Consider the following 21,641-nt stretch of genomic DNA (forward strand, 5'->3'; position numbering starts at 1 on the left):
TATGTGAGCGGCAAGTAAAGGTGCTGAATGGCAGGCCTACTTTTTCCGCACGAGCAGCAGCCCGTCGCGCATAGGCAAAAACACGTTTTCTACCCGTTCATCGGCTTGCACCTTGTCATTAAAAGCGCGCACGGCATGCGTGTCTTTGTCGGAGGGCTTCACGGAGTAGGAGTCTACTACTTTGCCGCCCCACAGCACATTATCCACAAGCAAAAATCCGCCGGGCCGCACGTGGGGCAGCACCAGTTCGTAATAGGTGTCGTTGTTAATTTTATCGGCGTCTAAAAACACGAGGTCCCAGGTCTCGGCCAGAGTGGGCACAATAGCGCGGGCATCTCCAATGTGCAGCTGAATCTGCTGCTCTAGCCCAGCTTCCTGCACGTAGCGCATGATTCGGTCTTCCAGCTCGGGATTTTGCTCTATGGTATGGAGCAGGCCATCGGGTGCCAGTCCTTCTGCCAAACACAGCGCCGAGTACCCAGTGAATGTACCCAGCTCCAGAACCCGCTGCGGCCGTACCATGTGGCTTAACATGCTCAGCAACCGGCCCTGCGCGTGGCCCGAAAGCATCCGGGCGTGCAGCAGCTGCACGTGGGTTTCGCGGTTGAGGCGGGCTAGGAGCGAGCTTTCAGCGGTGGTGTGGCGGTCGGCGTAGAGCTGAGCTTCGTCGGGAGAATACATACAGGAGAAATAAAGTGGCCGTTTCGTGCCTTAAGCAAGGCGTGTGATAATGGCCTTTTAAGGTAGGGTGGTAAACGGCACCAGATGAAACTTCCAGACCAAATACCCCGACTTGCCAGCTTCGTTAGCTGCCCCAATAACCTGGAACAAGCCCTCATAGCGGTAGCCACTGCCGGCCTCGGTAGCTACTTTGCGGAATACACGCACTGGTAGCCCCGTTTCCAGACTACGGCGCAGCATCACATTGCGCCCAGACATTTCCTGGTTGGTAGTTTGCTTGCCCGTGCGAGGGTCGCGGCCTCCGCTGCCCGAGTAAATGATGTCCAGTTCGCGAAAATCATCGTCTTCGTACTGATCGGCCAGGATGATGGAATCGGCGCCTTCCGCTTCGCTGCCACTCACACCGGCCCGCGTGGGGCGGTGCAGGCCGGCCCGGCTTAAAGCCAAGCGGTTTTCCAGCACGTCGCCCGGGAGGTAATAGCTGATGTGGCCAAAGATGGGCATAAGAAAGTGGAGGTGTTCCCGAAGGCCAAAACACCTGCCATCCGTTGCTTAGGATGGCAGGTGCATGATGAAAAGTGAACGGGCCGCGCTACTACTCCGGCACGTATTGCAGCACGCTGAGGTTGTCCTCGTGCAGCACGTCGTTGGCCAGCTCCAGCAGCTGGGAAGAAGTGATGCGGCGCACCTGCTCGAAGATTTCGTTGATGCTTTCCACGCGGCCCAGGTCGAGGGTACTTTTGGCTAGTAGCTGCATCAGGCCGCTGTTGCTTTCCTCGGCCATAGCCAACTGGCCCATCAGTTGCTCCTTGGAGGTATGGAGCTGCGAGGTGCCTAGGGCTTGCTCGCGCAGGCGCTTCAGTTCCTTTTGTACCAGTGAAATAGTACGGTTTACCTGCTTCTTCTCGGTGCCGAAGTAAATGCCAAACAAGCCCGTATCGGTGTAGGGTGAGTACGTGGCATCGATGGTATATACAAGGCCATATTTTTCGCGCACGGCCAGGTTGAGGCGCGAGTTCATGCCGGGGCCGCCCAACAGGTTGTTCAGCAGGAAAAACGGAATACGCCGCTCATCATGCAGGGCATAAGCGGGCCCGCCAATGAGGCAATGTGCCTGCGTAATGGGCTTGCGCTCCAGCCGCTCGAGGCGCTGATACCCGGTGAAGGGGGTGCGAGGCCGCGCCCCCAGCTTCGGAGGCAACGGAGCCAAGAATTTGTCGGCCAGGCGCTTTACTTCCTTGAAGGGCAGGTTGCTGACGGAGCTGAACACCAACCGGTCGGTGCGCACGTTGTCCTGCAGAAACTGCCGGAAATCGGCCTGCTGAAAGCCCGATACACTTTCGCGGGTTCCGAGGATATTATGCCCTAGCGTGTGGCGGGCAAACACTACATCATCAAAATCATCGATAATGGCGTCTTCGGGCGCGTCGTGGTACATGGCCATTTCTTCCAGAATCACGCCGCGTTCCTTCTCAATTTCCTTTTCCGGAAACACGGAATGGAACGTGAGGTCAGTCAGCAGTTCAAACGCGCGCTCAAAGTGCGTGCTAAGCAGCGAGGCATAAAAGCAGATTTTCTCCTTGGTCGTGTACGCGTTCAGCTCGCCGCCCACCGTTTCGAGGCGGTTGAGGATATGAAAGCTTTTGCGCTTTTCGGTACCCTTGAAGGCCATGTGCTCCCAGAAATGGGCCAGGCCCAACTGGTGCGGCTTTTCATCGCGCGAGCCAATATCCAGCAGGAAACCGCAGTGCGCAATTTTGGTGTGTAAGACTTGTTTATGCAAAACCCGGATGCCGTTGGGCAACTCGTACAGGTCGTAATCAGACATTTTCTGGAATCTTGGGTAGGATAGAGCCAGGCAGTATAAGGCAAAAGCCAGCCCCGGTTCAGTATAACCACGCAGCTAGGCGAGTGGTTGCAAAGGTACGAAGCCTGGCGCCTAGGCCCAGAGTTTCAGCGAACCAGGCAGGTAGTAGCCTGAAACATTTCGGCCTCCACCAGCACATCCAGCAGTTGCTGCGTCCGGATGCCGTAGGCGCAACGGAAGTGGCCCAGGGGGCATTTGCGGTAGCCATGCAGGCCACAGGGCTGGCACGCCAGTTCTTCCTCAATCTGCACTACTCTGGAAAATGGGCTGAGCGGACCGAAGCCAAAAAATGGTACTGTAGAGCAGTACACGGCACACACTGGCGCGCCCACCGAAGAGCACAAATGCATAGGCGCCGAGTCGTTGACGTAGTTCAGTACCGCCCCGCGCATCAGCGCCGCCGAAGCCAGCAGCGAGAGTTTACCAGCCAGGTTTACCACGTTCGGGCGGCTAGTAGCAGCCTGAATGCGGGCGCATGCCTCCACATCGGGCGGGCCTCCGAGCAGATATACCGTGTAGTGCGGGGGAAGGGCCGCCAGTAGCTTTAGCCACTGTTCTTCCGGAAACTGCTTGGTATACCACACGGAGGTTGGCGCCAAACAGATATAGGGGCCCACAGCCGCGTAAGGGGCTACTGCCGCTTCATCCTGCGGGCTGGGGTAGAGGCGGGGTGGCGTCAGGTGGCCTTCAAAAGCCGGGTCCAGCAGATGCAGATTACGTGAGACCTCGTGCACGCCCGCTCCAATAACGTGCGGAATAGCGCGCGTAAACCGCACGGCAAAGGGGTTCTTATCAAACCCAATGCGCTCCGGGGCACCAGAAAAGGCCGTCAGGAAGCCAGTGCTGGCAAATCGCTGCAACGTAACCACGCGGCCATACTGTGCCTGCCGTATTTGCTGAAGCAGTTTCCAGAGGCCTGGGTATTTGTCCTTTTTCTTGTCCCAAACCAGAACCTGCCGCACGTGCGGATTGCCTTTCAGCAAGCCTTCATTGCCTTTGCGCACCAAAAAGTCAACGGGCGTACCAGGCTCGGTCAGATGCAAGTGTTCCAGCAGCGCCGTGGCTAAAATCACGTCGCCAATGAAGGCAGTTTGAATGAGCAGGACGGCGTGACGGGTAGGTGAATCGGGCATAATGCAATAGCAATATACAAAGATACCGCTTCGCATCATGCGCACTACTATATTGTCTTATTGCTAGATAGGAAAATGAGTATGCCAGCGTCCTGGGCAGAAGCACTTCTTGAAAGCAACTGCCTCGTACTGTGGCTCGTTTGCGGCAGAAGGTTACTACCCTCTGATAGCGCGCAAAGTGTTGTACTAGGTGCTAATTTGTAGCAAACCCTTTGCTCCACATACTGGGCGGTTGCGGTGATCGGGAGGGGTAGGCCCTGCTGATTTCCGTGCGGCAAAGCCGCGCGGAACTGCCTAACTTGCCCCGGCCGCTTTGGCGGTTTCCGTTTGTGCCACCTAATCGTCCCTTCCGCTCATGCGCTACGGCTCTATTTCGCCCGATTTGTTTATTGAGAACCGCCGCCGCTTCACCCAGCAGCTGCCCCCGGCTTCGCTTGCCATTTTCCAGTCCAACGACATCATGCCGACGAATGCCGACGGTACGATGCCTTTTCGCCAGAACAACGACCTGTTCTACCTTTCCGGGGTAGATCAGGAGGAAAGCATCCTGGTCATCTTCCCCGACGCCGTACTGCCCCAGTACCGCGAAATCCTGTTCCTGAAGGAAACCAGCGAGCATATTCTGGTGTGGGAAGGCTACAAGCTGACGAAAGAGCAAGCCCGCGAGCAAACCGGCGTGCGCACCATTATGTGGCTAGAGCAATTCAAAACGGTGCTGCCGGCCCTCATGAATGAGGCTGAAAACGTGTTTTTGAACACCAACGAGCACATTCGGGCAGTAGTGGAGGTAGAAACCCGCGACGCCCGCTTTGGTAAGTGGCTGCGCGAAGCCTATCCGCTGCACACCTACCGCCGCGTTGCGCCCATCATGCACCACCTGCGCGCCATCAAGAGCGACGAGGAAATCCGGCTGATGCGCCGCGCGGCCGACATCACCGAAAAAGCATTTCGCCGGTTGCTGGGCTTCGTGAAGCCTGGTGTGATGGAGTATGAAATTGAGGCCGAAATCTACCACGAGTTCCTGCGTAATGCCTCGCGCGGCCCTGCGTATGGCAGCATCATTGCCTCCGGCGCCAACGCATGCATTCTGCACTACGTCTCGAACGACCGGGAATGCCAGGACGGCGACGTGCTCTTGATGGACTTCGGCGCGGAGTTCGCCAACTACGCCGCTGACCTCTCACGCTCCATCCCCGTGAACGGCAAGTTCACGAAGCGCCAGCGCGACGTGTATGAAGCTGTGCTGCGCGTAATGAAATCGGCTACCTCGCAGCTGGTGGCCGGTAACAACATTGAGGAGTACCACGCTGCCGTGGGCCGCACCATGGAGCAGGAGCTGATTAAGCTAGACCTCCTGAATGCGTCCGATGTGAAAAACCAGGACCCTGCCGCACCGCTCTACAAGAAGTACTTCATGCATGGCACCTCGCACTATCTCGGCCTGGATGTGCACGATGTGGGCGCCAAGTACCGGGTGTTCGAGCCGGGCATGGTTTATACCTGTGAGCCGGGCATCTACATCCGCGAAGAGGGCTTGGGCATTCGTCTGGAAAATGATATTCTCATCACCAAAACCGGCAACGACGACCTGATGAAGAATATCCCGCTGGAAGTAGCCGACATAGAGCGCCTGATGCAGCGCTAGTTGTTGGTACTACCCCTCCAAGAAGATTGAAACCAAAAAAAGTAGACGTCGCCCATGGGCAACGTCTACTTTTTTTTGATGTTTTTTAATTGACTTTATCTGATATTCAATTTTGTCTCTTAAAGAACAGTGCAATTGTACACTACATGCATATCTTTTAATATAAATTACTGAATATGTAGCTGTTGAGTAGGGTGGAGGAGAGATGAAAATGGGTTTTTACCGCAGAAAGGGCAACTTTATTTAAAAGAACGGGTATAGGCGGATAGTCTGGGATTATGTTATGCCGGCGGCGGCACCTTCCGCCTGTGCAATTACTTCACCTAATTTCGCCCTCATGAGACACATTTTAACAACCTCAACAGTCCTGGGTCTGACGCTGCTGGCGGCGGCCCCTCGGGCTCAGGCGCAGAACGCCGACCGCAAGACGGCCATCGGGCTCAACGTGAGTGCCATGCAGTACAAAGGCAACTTCGGCTCCGACTACTGGAAGTGGGGCGAAAACAAGTACGCACCGGGCATCACCATCAGCCGCTACCTGACCAGCGGCCTGGACCTGCAGCTGAGCGGCAACTACGTCGAGTTCAAGAAGACAGCCCCCAACAGCGCGCCCCTCTTCGGCTCCAACTTCGCGACCAACGTAGTGAATGTGAACCTGGGCTTGAAGTTTAAGCTGCTGGGCGAAGACTCGCCTGTACGCCCCTACCTGCTGGCTGCTCCCGGCCTGACGTACATGAGCCGTGAGAGCACCATCAACCGCAACAACCAGAACTCGGTTCTGAACGAAGACAAAAACCACTTCGACCTTTTCGGAGCCGCGGGTATTGACTTCCGCTTGGGTGATGCCGTGACCCTGTTTGTGCAGACCGGCCAGCACTTCCCGCTCAACGCCAACATCGACGGCGACCCAGCACGTGATGACAACAAAATTGACGACCGGTTCCTGCAGCACACCATCGGCTTTAACTTTGCCTTGGGCAAAGCCAAAGACACCGATGTGGACGGCGTTCCGGACCGCAAAGACAAATGCCCCGATACGCCTTCGGGCGTAGCAGTAGACGAGAATGGCTGCCCGCTTGACGGCGATAAGGACGGCGTTCCAGACTACCAAGATCAGTGTCCCACCGAAGCTGGTACGGCTGCTATGCAGGGCTGCCCTGATAAAGACAGCGACGGTGTAGCGGACAAAGACGACGAGTGCCCAGACCAGGCTGGCCTGCCCGCACTGCGCGGCTGCCCAGATGCTGACGGCGACGGCGTAGCTGACAAAAACGATAAATGCCCCGACACGCCTGCTGGTACGCAGGTTGACGCCAACGGCTGCCCCTTGGTAGTTGACGCTGACGGCGACGGTGTTCCAGACAGCGCTGATAAGTGCCCCGATACCCCGAAAGGCGGTAAAGTAGACGCCAACGGCTGCCCAATGGAAATTGATCCGGGCGTACGTAAGCTCGAACAGCCTATCCGCTTCGAGACCAACAGCACTGTTATCAAGCGCACCTCGTATGGCACGCTCGATAAGATGGTGAAAGCCCTCAACGACCATCCTGAGTACAGCCTGCGCGTAATTGGCCACGCTGACTCACGCGGTACCGATGAGTACAACCAAGCGCTGTCGGAGCGTCGGGCTGGTTCGGTGAAGCGTTACTTCACTGGCAAGAAGCTTGATCCTTCGCGCATCGTGACGGAAGGCCGTGGTGAGTCGGAGCCATCTGCCCCGAACACTTCGTCGAAGAACATGTCGCAGAACCGTCGGGTAGAGTTCAAGTTTGAATTCTTCATCCCGAATGCTCCTCAGCCCTAAGGCACCGGAGTAGCTAGCAAAAAAGGCGGCGTACCAGTAGGTGCGCCGCCTTTTTGCTGTAGTTCTTACTAGGTGCTTCCAGCGTTATAACCCAACACGGCCAACAGCCGGCGCCCTAGCTGCGTACAGGCAGAATCTTTTCCCTTATCTCAACCTTCCATGAAACTTCGCAATTACTCTTTTCTGCTGGCAGTAGTGCTTCTCTTACTGGCCGGCTGTCGGGCCAGCGGGCCTGGTACTCCGGCGCGCACTGTAGCCGAGTTCTTTAATAAGTACGAAAACCGACCTGGCTTCAAGGCAACCGATTGGAACGCCGGCCTCACTACCCGTTTTTTATTAGGCAAGATTGGCAAGCTGGGCGGCGACAACGACATCAGCCAGGCCCTGACGGCTGTGCGTAGCGCCAAGGTGATTACGTTTGCGCCCACCACCAACAGTGCTCGTGATTTGGTAACTGAGGGCCTCACGAAAGAGGTAGAAGGCCTGCTGGCCAATGAGCGCTATACCCCGCTGGTAGTGGCCGAAACCGATAACCCTAACCGCCTGCGCTACTCGGTGCGCGAGCAAGGTGGGCGCGTTTCGGAGTTTGTAGTAGTAGGCAATCAGGGCTCTACCGACTCATTTTTCATGGCATCGGTAGCCGGCAACTTTACCCGTGAGCAGGTTGGCCAATTGGTGAAAGTATTGCCTAATGTGGTAGATGGGTTATAAGAGCCTATTCTAGCCAAGGATATACAGCAACGTGTCCCTCCTGCTTGCAGGAGGGGCACGTTGCTGTTGTGGGCAGTTGATGAGGCTTAGGCAGCTAGTACCCGGCCTGTAGTACGGTTTGCCATTGATAGGAGGCTAGTCTACTCAAAGTCCAGCACGTTGATGAAGAACACGTCGCGGGCTTCTCCCTTCTCAATGCGCACGTGCTGGTAGCCCGTGGCCAAAAAACGGCTGCCGTACCAGGTCTGGAGCTCCTCCTGCTTGGTTTCCGTTGCTTTTTCCTTAACGTCCGACATGGTAGTTCTTAGCAGTACCTGCCAGTCGTTAGGGGAGGAGACATCCTGGTCGATGATTTTGTAGTGGAACTCGTCTTTTTTGAGGTAAGCCAGGGCAATGCGTCGGCCATCGGCCAAGGGGCGCGCCCGCACGTTCTCCTGCAAATCAAAACGCTCCATTTCCTTCAGGATAAACGAGTTATCCCAAAGTAAATTCCCTTGGCGGTCGAAACCACAAACCAGGGCTTGGGTGGTGCGGTAGCCTTCGCTGCGGCGGCCGTTGTAGGTGTTGTAGTAGCGGGAAAGGGAGTTCAGGCCACCGTAGCCGTAGTAGCTATTTGCCGGAAGGCCATAGTTACCAAAGCCGGTGTTGCTATAGCGCGGATAATAAACCTCTGATACCAGCACGTAACCGTCGCGGGTGGGCATCATATCGTGCATCAGCAGCATGTAACGGTGCCGGTACTGCCGGTCAGAAGCGCGGAGCTGTGCGCTCTTTTTGCGCATACGGGCCAGGCGTGCGGGCTTCATGAAATCGAAGAAGTGCTTCAGGTTCAGGAAATCGTAGTAGCGCAGGGAACGGCGCTGGCCGGTAGCCGTGACGCCCGCGTTCAGATCAGAAGCAAAAAGGCCCTGGGAGTAGCGGGAGTCGCGGAGAGTGTAAGTGCCGGCCAGCAGGCGGGCAGCGCTGTCGCCGGGGCTTAGTTGCGCATCTAGCAGGCCTCGCTCGCTGCTGGCCTGCACAAACTCAGAGCGCAGCAACGACCCATCATCGGCTAGCTGCTTGAGTTGCAGGCGCGACTTAAAGCCGTTGCTTTCGCTTAAAATCAGCTCGGCGCGCTTGGTAGCTGAGTCGGCCAGGAATGTGAAACGGCTGGGCAGCGGCTCGTAAATAGAAGGCAGAAACCGGAACTCGGCCTTTTGCAGATCCAGCAATAGTAGCGTGAGGTGCTGATCTACTTCCACCGTCACGAACAGGTTGCCGTCCAGCGCTTTCAGGTCATGCACTTGGCGGGTGCGCTTGGTTTCAAACTCGCCGGTGCCTAGCTCACCGGTCCGGGAATCGAAGGCTGCTACCCACAACGTGCCCTGGTCGGTGCCTTGAAAAAGGGCGTATACATCGGTGCCTTCTGAGCAAACCTCCAATAGCTCATAACTACGCGGCACGGGTACATCTACCTTCTTAACCGGCCTAAGATCTCTATCGAACTTCTGAAAATAAAACTCGGGCTTGCCGGCCAACAGTGGGTCTTTCTCAATCAGGAGCACCAGGCTACTGTCTTCGAGTAGGGGCTGTACCTGCACACTGCTGGTGTAGGTTTCCAGGGGCAGCTCTAAGCGCAGGAGTTGCCGCGGCTCTACTGCCGGCTTCTGTGCCAGCGCCACGGTAACGCCTGAAAAAAGGCAGATAAGAAAATATAGTTTTTTCATAACGCAGGCTGGAAAAGCGAAGCGTGAGTTGCTTAAGTAAGATACGGCGAATGCGCCGTATCGCCTAACCTCTCCTTCCTGATTATGATGCCGTAATGCCTGAAAATGCACACTGCCCGCCCAAATAAATGGAGCGGGCAGTGCCTACTATGCTTAAAGGCCGAGTGATTAGCTTCCTAGCTCCAGTATAACGTCAAACTCCTCCGGCTTCAGGGGCATAACCGAGAGGCGCGACTGGCGCAGCAACCCAATCTGGGTGAGGCGCTCATCTTGCTTAATCTGGGCCAGGGAAACGGGGCGGGGCAGAGGCTCATGTGGTTGGAGGTGCACGGCCACCCAGCCGCTGCCAGCCTCGGCGGTGGCATCGGGCGCGGCGGCGGCCGCTACTGTAGCCACGCCTACCACCTGCTTGTCGGTTACGCTGTGATAGTACAGTACTAGGTCGCCGGGCTGCATTTGCTGCAGAAAGTTACGGGCCTGAAAGTTGCGCACCCCCGTCCAGTCGGTGCTGCCGTCGCGGTTAAAATCGGCCCAGGAATAGGCCGCAGGTTCAGATTTTACCAGCCAATGATTCATGGGGTGCAAGCTACGAAAGAAGCACTAGGCCTTGGTAGCACCGCAAGTAGGTTTCACGAAGGTGAGGGGCTAGTACCTAAGCCGGGCTAGCAGTTTGCTGACCCACGGAAGAGAATGTAATTGATTCTCATCCTCGTAAGGGCAAAGAAAAAGGCTCTACCCAGTAGAGCCTTTTGATGGGAACACAATGGCAGCTTATTTTTCCAGCCGCCGGATTTTCAGCACGTCGTTTTCCAACGATACAATCTGGAGTTTGTAGTCCGCGTCTCTTTTGTCGTCGAGCATGATGCGGATGGTATTGTCGCCTTCGGCCTGCCAGCGGCCTTTGCGGCCTTCAATGCCATCGGTGGGGGCAATATCATACTGCGTGAAGAGGCCGTTGTGGTCGAAGGCAAACCCGGTGCGGCCGCGCGAGGGCGGGAAAGCATACGTATTGGGGCGGTACACCCGGATGTCGCCCTGGTCCTCTTCATGGGCGTGGAGCCAGGTGCGCTCCAGTTGTTGTAATTGCATGGCGGTTTTGGGGTCGTTGTTGCAGGTAGCAGCGAGCAGCAGCACGCTCAGGCAGCACAGCAAAGTAAACAGACGCATAGTGGTGGCAGGTTGTGTATGGAAGGCAGTACGTAGAGAAGTGCGCGCCGGTGGCAGCCATTCGGGAAGGGCTTGCGTACCTGCACAAGGAAGGCTGACTCGGCTTATGGCACCCAATGTAAGCAAAATGGTTGCGGGCTAGGGGCAATTCCCTCCTGAACTCCCAAAAGCACCACCTACACGCTACCTTTGCCCCCTATGGATAACCGCGCCCTCATCCGAGCTTTCCGCCTCGCCGCCCAGCTGCTAGAACTGCACGAGGAAAACCCGTTTAAAATCCGGGCCTATGAGGGCACCGTGAATGCCCTGGAGCAGCTGAGTGTGCCCGTGGCTACGCTGGAGCGCCACGGCCTGCCCGACCGCACCGGCCTCAGCAAAACCGCCGCCGCCAAAGTAGCCGAAATGCTCGATACGGGCTCGTTTGAGGAGCTTACGCGTCTGCTCAGCATCACGCCGCCTGGTGTAGTGGAGCTGCTGAGCGTGAAAGGCATTGGTCCCAAAAAAATCCGAAGCTTGTGGAAAGAGCTAGGCATTGAAAGCCCCGAGCAACTGCGCGAAGCTGCCGAAAACGATGAAGTAAGCAAACTCAAAGGATTCGGCAAGAAAACCCAGGATTCCATTCTGGCGGCCCTGGAATTCACCAGCCAAAGCCGCGGCAAGCTGCTGTACCCGCAAGCCGAGGAACTGGCCGAAGACCTAGCCCGGCGTATTGGCGAGCTAGCCGGCGTAGCGCAAACAGCCGTAGCCGGCGAGGTGCGCCGCCGCCTCGAAACCATTGAAGCCGTAACCGTGGTAGCCGCAACCACCCAGCCCGCGCGGGTGCATGAGCTGTTGAACACGCTTGATGGCCTTTCACCCGACCCCAAACGCAGCGGCCCCTATGCGTGGCGCGGGGTAGCTACTCCTTCGGGAGTTAGGGTAGAGGTAGTGCTGGTGTCGCCCGAAAACTTCACCAATCAGCTGCTGCTGCACTCGGCCGCCGAAGCACACTTAGTAGGCCCTCTGACTGAAGAGCCCCGCCCCGGCCAACCTACTAGCTTCCGCCAGCTGCTAAAGCGGGAGCGGTTTGCTACCGAGCAGGAAGCCTACCAACGGGCGGGCTTGCAGTACGTGGAGCCTGAGCTGCGCGAAGGGCTAGGCGAGCTAGAGCTGGCCCGCGAAAACAAGCTGCCCCAGCTGCTGGAAGATGCCGACCTGCGTGGCTCCCTGCACAACCACAGCACGTACTCCGACGGCAGCCACTCCTTGCGCGATATGGCCACCTTCCTGCGCGACCAAGGCTACGAATACCTCGGCATCTGCGACCATTCGCAGGCGGCGCACTACGCCAACGGCCTCTCGCCGGAGCGCGTGCGCCAGCAGCAGCGCGAGATTGAGGAGCTCAACCAGGAGCTGGCGCCATTCCGCATTTTCAAAGGCATTGAGTCGGATATCCTCTCCGATGGCTCCCTCGACTACCCCCCCACGGTGCTCGAAACCTTCGATTTCATTGTGGCCTCGGTGCACTCCAATCTGAAAATGGATGAGCGCAAAGCCACTGCCCGCGTGCTGCGCGCCGTTGAGAACCCCTATACCACCATGCTGGGCCACCCCACCGGGCGTCTGCTGCTGCGCCGCGAAGGGTATCCGCTCGACCACAAAACCATTATTGACGCCTGCGCCCAGCACAACGTCATCATCGAAATCAACGCCAACCCCTGGCGCCTCGACCTCGACTGGCGCTGGGTGCGCTACGCCCTCGACCAGGGCGTGCAGCTCAGCATCAACCCCGACGCCCACCACACCAACGGCTACGCCGATATGCGCTACGGCGTGCTGATGGGCCGCAAAGGCGGCCTGACGAAAGCCATGACGTTCAATACCAAATCGGCCGCTGAGGCCGCCGACTATTTTGCCAAGCGCAAAGCCGGCATTAAGCCGCCGCTGGAGTTCAAGGATTCGTTGTTTGGATAATTAGTTTTCAGTTACCGGTTGCCAGTGAGTTGCCAGGTAGGAAGTCTGGCAACTCACCACTGGCACCTGGCATCTGAAACCAGCTCACCCGTATGAAAATCCTTGTTCTGCGCTTTTCTTCCATCGGCGACATTGTTCTGACGACGCCCGTTGTGCGGTGCCTGAAACTGCAGGTGCCGGGCGCGCAGGTGCATTTTGCAACCAAGCCCGGCTTCCGCAGCTTCTTGGAGCCCAACCCTTACATTGATAAGGTACACTGCCTCACGGGCTCGTTGCAGGAGCTGGTAGCCGAGCTGAAAGCCGAGCAGTTTGACTTCGTGGTAGATCTGCACCACAACCTGCGCACCTCACTTATTAAAGCGCAACTCGGCGTAAAATCGGCGTCGTTTGATAAGCTGAACTGGCGCAAGTGGCTGCTTGTGAATCTGAAGATTAACACCCTGCCGCGCGTGCACATCGTGGACCGGTACCTGGCGGCGGCGGCTTCGCTAGGGGTAAAGAACGACGGACAAGGGCTAGACTACTTTATTCCGGCCAAGGATGAGGTAGACCTGAGCACAACCCTGCCCATCAGTTTTCAGCAAGGCTACGTGGCCTTCGCTATTGGAGCCCAGCATGCCACCAAGCGCCTGCCCGTTGAGCGGATTATTGAGCTCTGCGGCCTGTTGCGCCAGCCCGTAGTGCTGCTAGGTGGCCCCGAGGATGAAAGTACCGGCCACGTCATTGAGCTGGCCTTTGATAACGAGGTAGCAACCTCTCCGCCCGCGCCGGGCCGCATTCCGGAAAGCCCATATTATTTCCCTGGACCTAAGGAGGCGTCCGAAGCCCGCACGGTCATCTTTAACGCCTGCGGTAAATTCAACCTCAACCAGTCGGCGTCCTTGGTGCGGCAGGCTAGGTTTGTAGTCAGCCACGACACCGGCCTGATGCACATTGCCTCTGCTTTCCGCAAGGAGATATTCAGTGTATGGGGCAACACGGTGCCGGAGTTTGGCATGTACCCCTACCGCACAGAGTTTCGCATTCTGGAGGTGAAAGATTTGCCGTGCCGGCCATGCTCAAAAATTGGCTATGCCAAATGCCCGCAAGGCCACTTCCGGTGCATGCGCGACATCCAATTCAACCTCGACCTGCCCCCATCCCGCGACGGACGCTAAGCATCACCTCGGGCCAGTGTGGAAGCAGATTCGTAGCTTATTAGCGCAATAGGGCACTGCTGCCAGCTGAGCTGTGCGCTGCCCCACCGACAGTAGAAGTTTTGCTAGCCCGTTGTACGCCATGAACCCAGAAGCTGCTACTCCCAATTCGGCCACCGTCGTGGTGAAAGTAGGTGCCGACGCCCTGATAGCCGAAATTCAGGCCGGCCGGCATACCTACTTTGTTGATGAGCCAGTAGCGGTAGGCGGGCACGACAGCGGGCCGACGCCGTATGACTTGCTACTCTCGGCGCTAGGTGCCTGCACGGCCATAACCCTGCGCCTCTATGCCACCCAGAAAAAGTGGCCGCTCGAAGGCATTGAAGTTCGGCTAAGCCACCAGCGCGTGCACCGCCTCGATTGCGACAAGTGTGAACAGCCGGGCCAGATGCTGGAAGAAATACGCAAGGAACTGCTGCTGCTAGGTCCGCTTTCCGCTGAGCAGCGCCAGCGCCTGCACGCCATTTCCGAAAAGTGCCCTGTCCAGAAAACCCTGACCAGCGGCGCCCTCCGCGTTGTCACCGAAATAGTAGAAAGCTAACGAGTTTTTCACCTGATTTCCTTGACCAGCTATGGCTCTCTGTTCTCATTTGCAAGCTGTTGAAACCGTGCTGTCAGCACCCGCTGAGCACGTCTGTCCCGAATGCGTGGCAATAGGAGCTACCTGGGTGCACCTGCGCGTGTGCCAAACCTGCGGGCACGTCGGCTGCTGCGACTCGTCGCCGAACCAGCACGCCACCCGGCATTTTCAGGCCAGCCAGCACCCGGTAGTCACCTCCGCTGAACCCGGCGAGCAGTGGGCCTGGTGCTACCTGGATCAGCAGCTGGCCGAATACTAGGCCTTGTGGTAAAACAAAGCCCCGTCACCTCTTGGCAGGTGACGGGGCTTTCTCGTTGTTGTGGGGCTAGTAAGCAAGACTAGGTCCTACTTGCTCTTGAAGTGCTGAATGGCTTTCCGGGTGAACTCCGACAGCACCAACCGGCCACTGATGGCCGCCCGCTCTACCAGCAACTGGTCCCAGTGTTCGGCGCCGGCCCAAATAACGCGCTTTAAATCTGTGAGGGCTTCCGGATTGTAGGCCGCCAGCTTAGTAGCAAAGGCCTGCACTGCCGCATCCAACTCTTCTTCGGTATCCAACAGTTCGGCGTACAGGCCTTTCTCTTGGGCCCAAGCCGCTGAGCGGAACTCGGCAGCATCCAGCGCCAGCTGCGCGTAGGCGGCTACGCCAATTTTGCGCTCCACGGCCGGCCCTACCACAAACGGACCAATGCCCACTACCAGCTCGCTTAGCTTCACAGAGGCCTGGGCGCTGGCAAAGCAGTAATCCGTAGAAGCAGCTATGCCCACGCCCCCGCCAATCGCCTTGCCCTGCACCCGGCCAATGATAATTTTAGGCGAGGTGCGGCAAGCGTTAATCACCTTCGCGAAGCCCGAGAAGAACGCCAGCCCTTGCGCTTCATCTTCAATGGCAATCAGCTCATCGAAACTGGCGCCGGCACAAAATGTGCGGCTGCCTTCGCTGCGCAGCACAATAACCTTAGCCGACGCGTTCTGACCTACTGTCGTTATTGTTTCGGCAAGCTCCGTGAGCAGCGCACTAGGCAGGGAGTTGTGGCTGGGATGAAAGAAGCTGATAGTGGCAATGCCTTGTGCATCGAGAGTGGTTTCAACGCGGCCAGCGGCTAGGGTATCGGTATTCATGGAGGTGAGTTGTTTAGATGCTATAGTTACAAACTAGCTCCCCTTCTCAGAAGAGGAGGGGTTGGGGGTGGTTGACTTGGCCTAGAACAACCTATACTTGATCGTCATTCCGAGGGGAGTTGAGGAATGACCGGCTGGGTAAACAACGATTGTCAACCACCCCCAACCCCTCCTCATCTGAGGAGGGGAGCTAGTAACTAGGGCTTACTTTATTCCTGGTTCTTTTTCTTGACCATTGTCAGGATGGTGGCTACGGCTACGGTTTCGCCGGTTTCATCCGATACATCTACCAGCCAGCGCACAATGCCTTTGGCTACGTCTTCAGCGTCACGCTTTTCCTGCCCTATTTTCTCTTTCACGGTCAGCTTCACGCCAATGGTCATGCCCGGGTACACGGGTTTGGTGAAGCGGCACTCGTCGAGGCCATAGTTCAGCAGAACGGGCCCTTTGCGCGGGTCCACGAACATGCCGGCGGCTTTGCTCAGAATGTAATAGCCGTGGGCCACACGGCCCGTGAAGAGTGTTCCTTCCAACGACGTAGCATCAACGTGAGCGTAGAAATTGTCGCCGGAAACCTGTGCAAAATTGGTAATGTCCGACTCCGTTACGGTGTGGCGGTGCGTGGTGTACGTCTGCCCAATTTCCAGTTCCTCGAAGTAGTGCTGGAAGGGGTGCTTGTCCTTCTCAATCTGCTTGGCTTTGGGCTGATATACTTCCGTAATGGCCGTAATCATGCTCGGCGAACCCTGAATAGCCACGCGCTGCATAAAGTGCTCTACACCGCGCATGCCGCCCATTTCCTGTCCGCCGCCCGCGCGGCCGGGGCCGCCATGAATCAGCAAGGGGAGGGGTGAGCCATGGCCGGTGCTTTCCTTCGCTACCTCTCCGTTGATAACCAAGATGCGGCCGTGGTGCGTGGCGGCGCCCAGCACAAAGTCCTGGGCTGTGCGTGGGTCGTTGGTAGCCACCGAGCACACCAACGAGCCTTTGCCCATGTTGGAGAGCGTAATGGCTTCGTCGAGGTTTTTGTACGGCATAAGGGTAGCAACGGGCCCGAAAGCCTCTACCTCATGCGAGTCAGTGTACTTAAACGGCTCGGAGTTCAGCAGCACAATCGGCGACATGAACGCGCCGGTTTTGCAGTCGCCGCCAATTACCTGCACGTTGTCTAGGTCGCCGTACACGATAGGCGTATTTTTGGCTAGCTCCCGCACTTGCTCGCGCACGCGGTTGGCTTGCGTCATGTTCACGAGGGCGCCCATGCGCACACCTTCGGCCTGCGGATGGCCAACGGTGGTTTGGGCCAGGGCCTTGCCTAGGGCAATCTGTACGTCTTCGAGCAGGTTTTCAGGCACAATAGCGCGGCGAATGGCCGTGCATTTCTGGCCCGCCTTTGCCGTCATTTCCTTCCGGATTTCCTTGATAAACAAGTCGAACTCTACGGTGCCCGGCACGGCATCCGGCCCTAGCACCGCCGCGTTCAGCGAGTCGGCTTCCATTGTAAACGGCACGGCTTCGGCCACAATACGAGGGTGCGCCTTCAGCTTGCGACCGGTTTCCGCCGAGCCCGTGAAGGTCACCACGTCCTGATACGTCACGTGGTCCAAGATGCCCTGGCCGGTGCCGCATACTAGCTGCAACGCGCCTTCCGGCAGAATTTTGGAGGCAATGATTTCGCGTACAACGGCCTCAGTTAAGTATGCTGTGGGAACAGCCGGCTTCACGATGGCCGGCATGCCGGCTAGTAGGTTCACGGCAATCTTCTCCAGCATGCCCCAAATGGGGAAGTTGTAGGCATTGATGTGCACGGCCACGCCTTCCTTCGGCACCAGTATGTGGTGGCCCATGAAATTGCCCGCCTTCGACAGCGCAATCGGGTCCGACTCCACGTAGAATGGCTTATCGGGGAATTTGCGGCGCAGGGAGGCGTTGGCAAACAGGTTACCGATGCCCCCCTCAATGTCAATCCAGGAGTCGGCGCGGGTGGCACCGCTGCGGTAGCTGAGCGTGTAGAAGTCTTCTTTCTTGCTGTCGAGGTACAGGGCAAGCGCTTTAATCATGCGGCCGCGCTCATGGAAAGTCATCTTGCGCAGGGCCTGGTTGCCGGTGCGGCGGGCGTAATCGAACATGGCCGCGTAGTCGAGACCTTCGCCATTGGCAATGGCAACGACCTCGCCGGTAGAGGCATCGTACAGCTCTTGCTGCTCGCCCGAGCCAGCCATCCAGCGGCCCAGAGCGTAGTTTTCGAGGGTGGGAGTCATATCGGTCGGGAGGGAATTAGGAGGTTTGAAGAGGAGAGGAGGGTAGGAACGCAAGCGCCGCCGTAACCAGCGTTTAGTGGGTGCTCAGCTACCCAAAGTTCTGCATTACACCTTTTCGATGATAGCCGCATAGCCCTGGCCCACGCCCACGCACATGGTGATGAGAGCGTAGCGTTTGTTTTGCTTGTGCAGCTCCAGCGCGGCCGTGTTTAGGATTCGGGCGCCGCTCATGCCTAGGGGGTGGCCTAGGGCAATAGCACCCCCGTTGGGGTTGATGCGTGGGTCGTTACCTTCCAAGCCCAGGCCGCGGATGCAGGCTAGTGTTTGGGCGGCAAAGGCCTCGTTGAATTCTATTAGGTCGATTTGGTCGAGTATTAAGCCCGCCTTTTTCAGGGCCAGTTGCGAGGCTGGCACCGGCCCGATGCCCATGGTACACGGCTCTACGCCTGCTACCCCCATGCTTACGATGCGGGCCCGTGGGGTAAGGTTGTGTTGCTTGATACCTGCTTCCGAAGCCAGCAGCAAGGCCGCCGCGCCATCATTCAGGCCCGAGGAGTTGCCGGCCGTTACGGAGCCGTTCTTGCGGAACGCAGGGCGGAGCTTGGCCAGCCCATCGAGGGTAGTGTTTGACTTGATAAACTCATCCTCCGAAAACAGCAGCGGCTCGCCCTTCCGCTGAGGAATAGCAACGGGCACAATTTCCTCAGCAAAGCGGCCGGAGTCGCGGGCGCGGCCGGCGCGCTGGTGCGAGTCGTAGGCAAACTGGTCCTGGTCTTCGCGGCTGATATGGTATTGGTCCACGAGGTTTTCGGCCGTTTCGCCCATGGCATCGATGCCGTACAGCTCTTCCATGCGCTGATTGACGAAGCGCCAGCCGAAGCTGGAATCGTACATTTTAGAATCAGTGCCAAATGCTTTGGTAGGCTTCGACATGACGTAGGGCGCGCGGGTCATGCTCTCTACCCCGCCCGAGATAAACAGGTCTCCGTCGCCGCTCTGAATGCCACGGGCGGCAGCAATGCTAGCCGAAAGTCCGGAGGCACACAAGCGGTTCACGGTTTCGCCGGGCACGGAGGTCGGCAGGCCCGCCAGCAGCAGGGCCATGCGGGCCACGTTGCGGTTGTCCTCGCCAGCTTGGTTGGCGCAGCCCAGAATCACGTCAGCAATGGCAGCCGGATCAACGGAGGCGTTGCGCTTCAGCAGTTCCTGGAGTACAAGGGCCGCCATGTCATCGGGGCGAACAGCCGACAACGTACCACCGAAGTTGCCAATGGGAGTCCGGATGCCGTCAATTATATACGCTTGGTTCATGAGGTGTTTTCTCAATTTTAGAACGTCCTGCTGAGCTGGTCGAAGCATCTCTACCGCTTCGTTGCAGGCTTTATGAAGCTAGCCGGAGATAGAGATGCTTCGACCAGCTCCGCATGACGTTCTTTCATCTTTATAATATTTCCTGGCTCGTGCGGTAGGCTGTGCCTTTGAAGAGGGCTAGTACCACGCCGTGTTGGTTGGTGGCCCGGATCTGATACACGCCTACTTTGTGCTTGAGGCTTTCTTCGCGGGCCTCCACGGTAATGACGTCGCCGAGCTTACCGGCTTCTAGGTAGTCAATCGTGACGGTGAGGCCCACGCTTTGGCGGCCGTGGCTGTTGCAGGCAAAGGCAAACGCCGAGTCGGCGGCGGAAAACGTAACGCCGCCGTGCAACGCCGCAAAGCCATTAAGCATGTCGGGGCGCACGGTAAAGTGGAGGCGGCAGTAGCCCGGGCCGGTTTCATCTACTTCCAGGCCTAGCAGTTTGCTGAAGGCATCGTGCTGCAGCATGCGGTCCTTTACGGCCTCGGCTTGGCTGTTAGCGGCTGACAGCTGGCTCATGCTGAAAGAAAGTCTGGCCGGCCTTCACCATGCGGCGGAGGAGCGGGCTGGCGCGGTAGCGGTCCTCGTGATATTCCTCATAGAGGTCGTCGAGGGTCCGAAGTACGGTTTCGGGTCCTAGCTCATCGGCCCACGCGAGCAGGCCTTTGGGGTAATTTACCCCCTTGGTCATGGCTAGTTCCAGGTCTTCTTTCGAGGCGACGTTCAGGGCCAGGGCATCCACAGCTTCGTTGATGAGCATGGCTAGGATACGGTTTAGCACCACGCGACCTAGGGTCTCGTCGCGGGTTGGCGCGGTCTGCACGGCATCAGCGGCGTAGCTATAGAAGCCGCGGCCCGACTTACGGCCGTAGTAGCCGGCCTCAAACAACCGTTTCTGGGTAAAGGACGGCTTGTAGCGCGGATCAAAAAAGAACGACGTGAAAACAGACTCCGTAACGCGGTAGTTGACATCGTGCCCAATAAAGTCCATCAAGGCAAACGGCCCCATGCGGAAACCGCCCAGCTCGGTCATGGCCCAGTCTATGGTCGCCATATCGGCAATGCCTTCTTCCAGCACCCGAATCGCCTCGCCGTAAAACGGCCGCGCCACCCGGTTCACGATGAAGCCCGGTGTATCCTTGGTGAGTACCGGCAGCTTACCCCAGCTGTGTACTAGGTCGCGCACCTGTTCGGCCAGCCCAGCCCGGGTCTGTACCGCCGGAATCACCTCCACCAACTGCATGATGGGCGCTGGGTTGAAGAAGTGAATGCCGATAAACCGCTCCGGCTTCTGGCAGGCCGCGGCAATAGAAGCAATAGACAGCGAAGACGTATTGCTGGCTAAGATGCAAGCATCTGACACCAGCATTTCCACTTCCCGGAACAGCTGCTGCTTCACGCTCAAATCCTCTACAATAGCTTCCAACACCAGCTCACAATCTTGGAAGGTGCCGATATCTTCCGTCAGGTGCAGGCGAGTGAAGATGGCCGCCGCCATTTCAACCGTGAGTTTGCCTTTTTCCGCCAGCTTATCCAGGCCGGTTTGGATAAACTTGCCGGCGCGTTGTAATGCTTGCGTATTCTGGTCGAGCAAACGGACGGTGTGGCCTGCGGTGGCTACCACCTGCGCGATGCCAGCTCCCATGGCTCCGCTCCCGATAATGCCGATAATCATTGGCCCGTGAAGCTAGGTTGACGTTTCTCGATAAAGGCCGAAACCCCTTCTTTGTAGTCAGAGGTGCTGCCAGCGCGGAGCTGGAAGTCGGCCTCGTAGCGTAGCTGCTGGGTCAGGTCGTTGCTGAACGAGACGTTCAGCAGCTGCTTGGTATACGCCAAGCCCTTCGTTGGCATGGCGGCTAGCTTCTTCACCAGGGCCTGAGCCTCTTGCTCGAATGAGTCGTCGGGGAAGGTCTTGTAGATCATGCCCATCTGCACGGCTTCCGTGGCCGAAACCTTATCGCCGGTCATCATCAGGGCCGAAGCACGCTGCATCCCAATCAGGCGCGGTAGGAAATACGTGCCCGCGCTGTCCGGAATCAACCCAATCTTGCTGAATGCCTGAATAAATGAAGCCGATTCCTTGGCAACCACAATGTCGCAGGCCAGGGCCAGGTTGGCACCAGCACCGGCCGCCACGCCATTCACGGCCGCCACTACGGGTTTTTCCAGCGCCCGAATCAGCTCCACAATGGGGTTGTACAGCTTCTCTACAATCTCGGCTACTTCTGGGCTATCGGGGCCGGTGATTTCCGCTAGGTCCTGGCCAGCACAAAAGGCTTTGCCAGTGCCAGTAAGCAGCACGGCGCGAACCTCTGGGTTTTGTTGGCACTCGCGCAGATGCTGTTGCAGCGCCAAGGCTACCTCTTTGTTTACGCTATTGAAAACTTGGGGCCGGTTGAAGCAGATGGTAGCTACGCCACCATCAATCGAGAAAAGTAGGGAAGGAGTATCGGACATGAGT

General features: G+C 57.6%; 20 protein-coding genes. 7 read left to right on the forward strand and 13 right to left on the reverse strand.

Annotation, left to right across the window (positions count from 1 at the left end):
* Nucleotides 1–36 precede the first annotated feature (36 nt).
* The 4 genes from ACYVHC_RS12295 to ACYVHC_RS12310 all read right to left on the reverse strand — a co-directional run bounded on the left by ACYVHC_RS12295 (nt 37) and on the right by ACYVHC_RS12310 (nt 3,681).
* Nucleotides 37–681 carry an O-methyltransferase gene (locus ACYVHC_RS12295; RefSeq protein WP_460614005.1) on the reverse strand — a complete coding sequence of 215 codons (645 nt, stop codon included), beginning with the start codon at nt 679–681 and terminating at the stop codon, nt 37–39.
* A gap of 57 nt (nt 682–738) precedes the next feature.
* Nucleotides 739–1,185, reverse strand: coding sequence for a YDG/SRA domain-containing protein (locus ACYVHC_RS12300; protein ID WP_460614006.1), 447 nt, complete (start codon nt 1,183–1,185; stop codon nt 739–741).
* 91 nt (nt 1,186–1,276) lie between these two features.
* Entirely contained in the window at nt 1,277–2,509 is a 1,233-nt protein-coding gene (locus ACYVHC_RS12305) for a M16 family metallopeptidase (RefSeq protein WP_460614007.1), read from the reverse strand.
* Between the two features lie 125 nt (nt 2,510–2,634).
* Nucleotides 2,635–3,681, reverse strand: a complete 1,047-nt coding sequence (locus tag ACYVHC_RS12310; RefSeq protein ID WP_460614008.1) for a glycosyltransferase family 9 protein — start codon at nt 3,679–3,681, stop codon at nt 2,635–2,637.
* 355 nt (nt 3,682–4,036) lie between these two features.
* Between ACYVHC_RS12310 and ACYVHC_RS12315 the strand changes: the two genes are divergently transcribed.
* From ACYVHC_RS12315 to ACYVHC_RS12325, 3 genes are all read left to right on the forward strand, one after another.
* Nucleotides 4,037–5,326, forward strand: a complete 1,290-nt coding sequence (locus ACYVHC_RS12315; RefSeq protein ID WP_460614009.1) for a Xaa-Pro aminopeptidase — start codon at nt 4,037–4,039, stop codon at nt 5,324–5,326.
* Nucleotides 5,327–5,663: 337 nt separating this feature from the next.
* Nucleotides 5,664–7,130 carry an OmpA family protein gene (locus tag ACYVHC_RS12320; protein ID WP_460614010.1) on the forward strand — a complete coding sequence of 489 codons (1,467 nt, stop codon included), beginning with the start codon at nt 5,664–5,666 and terminating at the stop codon, nt 7,128–7,130.
* A 159-nt stretch (nt 7,131–7,289) separates the two neighbouring features.
* Nucleotides 7,290–7,841 carry a DUF4252 domain-containing protein gene (locus ACYVHC_RS12325; RefSeq protein ID WP_460614011.1) on the forward strand — a complete coding sequence of 184 codons (552 nt, stop codon included), beginning with the start codon at nt 7,290–7,292 and terminating at the stop codon, nt 7,839–7,841.
* A gap of 140 nt (nt 7,842–7,981) precedes the next feature.
* Here the strand turns inward: ACYVHC_RS12325 and ACYVHC_RS12330 are convergent, their stop codons facing one another.
* The 3 genes from ACYVHC_RS12330 to ACYVHC_RS12340 form a co-directional block, all read right to left on the reverse strand.
* Nucleotides 7,982–9,547 (reverse strand): hypothetical protein, encoded by a 1,566-nt coding sequence (locus ACYVHC_RS12330; protein ID WP_460614012.1) that lies wholly within the window; start codon nt 9,545–9,547, stop codon nt 7,982–7,984.
* Between the two features lie 168 nt (nt 9,548–9,715).
* The gene (locus tag ACYVHC_RS12335; RefSeq protein ID WP_460614013.1) at nt 9,716–10,123 is read right to left on the reverse strand and encodes an EVE domain-containing protein; all 408 of its coding nucleotides are present in this window, start codon (nt 10,121–10,123) and stop codon (nt 9,716–9,718) included.
* 195 nt (nt 10,124–10,318) lie between these two features.
* On the reverse strand, nt 10,319–10,714 hold the full coding sequence (locus tag ACYVHC_RS12340) for a hypothetical protein (protein WP_460614014.1): 396 nt from the start codon (nt 10,712–10,714) through the stop codon (nt 10,319–10,321).
* 198 nt (nt 10,715–10,912) lie between these two features.
* On the opposite strand from ACYVHC_RS12340, the gene ACYVHC_RS12345 reads away from it, so the two are divergent.
* The 4 genes from ACYVHC_RS12345 (at nt 10,913) to ACYVHC_RS12360 (ending at nt 14,702) form a co-directional block, all read left to right on the forward strand.
* Nucleotides 10,913–12,667 (forward strand): helix-hairpin-helix domain-containing protein, encoded by a 1,755-nt coding sequence (locus ACYVHC_RS12345; protein ID WP_460614015.1) that lies wholly within the window; start codon nt 10,913–10,915, stop codon nt 12,665–12,667.
* Between the two features lie 92 nt (nt 12,668–12,759).
* Complete coding sequence (locus ACYVHC_RS12350; RefSeq protein ID WP_460614016.1) at nt 12,760–13,824, forward strand: glycosyltransferase family 9 protein; 1,065 nt, start codon at nt 12,760–12,762, stop codon at nt 13,822–13,824.
* Nucleotides 13,825–13,945: 121 nt separating this feature from the next.
* The gene (locus ACYVHC_RS12355) at nt 13,946–14,404 is read left to right on the forward strand and encodes an OsmC family protein (protein WP_460614017.1); all 459 of its coding nucleotides are present in this window, start codon (nt 13,946–13,948) and stop codon (nt 14,402–14,404) included.
* A gap of 31 nt (nt 14,405–14,435) precedes the next feature.
* The gene (locus ACYVHC_RS12360) at nt 14,436–14,702 is read left to right on the forward strand and encodes a UBP-type zinc finger domain-containing protein (protein ID WP_460614018.1); all 267 of its coding nucleotides are present in this window, start codon (nt 14,436–14,438) and stop codon (nt 14,700–14,702) included.
* 86 nt (nt 14,703–14,788) lie between these two features.
* Here ACYVHC_RS12360 and ACYVHC_RS12365 read toward each other — a convergent pair whose 3' ends face one another.
* The 6 genes from ACYVHC_RS12365 to ACYVHC_RS12390 form a co-directional block, all read right to left on the reverse strand.
* A complete protein-coding gene (locus tag ACYVHC_RS12365; protein WP_460614019.1) occupies nt 14,789–15,565 on the reverse strand; it encodes an enoyl-CoA hydratase/isomerase family protein in 777 nt (258 codons plus the stop codon).
* A 209-nt stretch (nt 15,566–15,774) separates the two neighbouring features.
* A complete protein-coding gene (paaZ, locus tag ACYVHC_RS12370; protein WP_460614020.1) occupies nt 15,775–17,826 on the reverse strand; it encodes a phenylacetic acid degradation bifunctional protein PaaZ in 2,052 nt (683 codons plus the stop codon).
* Between the two features lie 105 nt (nt 17,827–17,931).
* Nucleotides 17,932–19,137 carry a thiolase family protein gene (gene pcaF / locus ACYVHC_RS12375; protein ID WP_460614021.1) on the reverse strand — a complete coding sequence of 402 codons (1,206 nt, stop codon included), beginning with the start codon at nt 19,135–19,137 and terminating at the stop codon, nt 17,932–17,934.
* 130 nt (nt 19,138–19,267) lie between these two features.
* Complete coding sequence (paaI, locus tag ACYVHC_RS12380; protein WP_460614022.1) at nt 19,268–19,699, reverse strand: hotdog family protein; 432 nt, start codon at nt 19,697–19,699, stop codon at nt 19,268–19,270.
* Nucleotides 19,677–20,855, reverse strand: coding sequence for a 3-hydroxyacyl-CoA dehydrogenase NAD-binding domain-containing protein (locus ACYVHC_RS12385; protein WP_460614023.1), 1,179 nt, complete (start codon nt 20,853–20,855; stop codon nt 19,677–19,679). The genes paaI and ACYVHC_RS12385 overlap by 23 nt, the downstream gene beginning before the upstream one ends.
* Nucleotides 20,852–21,637, reverse strand: coding sequence for an enoyl-CoA hydratase-related protein (locus ACYVHC_RS12390; protein WP_460614024.1), 786 nt, complete (start codon nt 21,635–21,637; stop codon nt 20,852–20,854). The genes ACYVHC_RS12385 and ACYVHC_RS12390 overlap by 4 nt, the downstream gene beginning before the upstream one ends.
* Between the last annotated feature and the right edge of the window lie 4 nt (nt 21,638–21,641).

It is taken from the genome of Hymenobacter seoulensis, assembly GCF_054780535.1.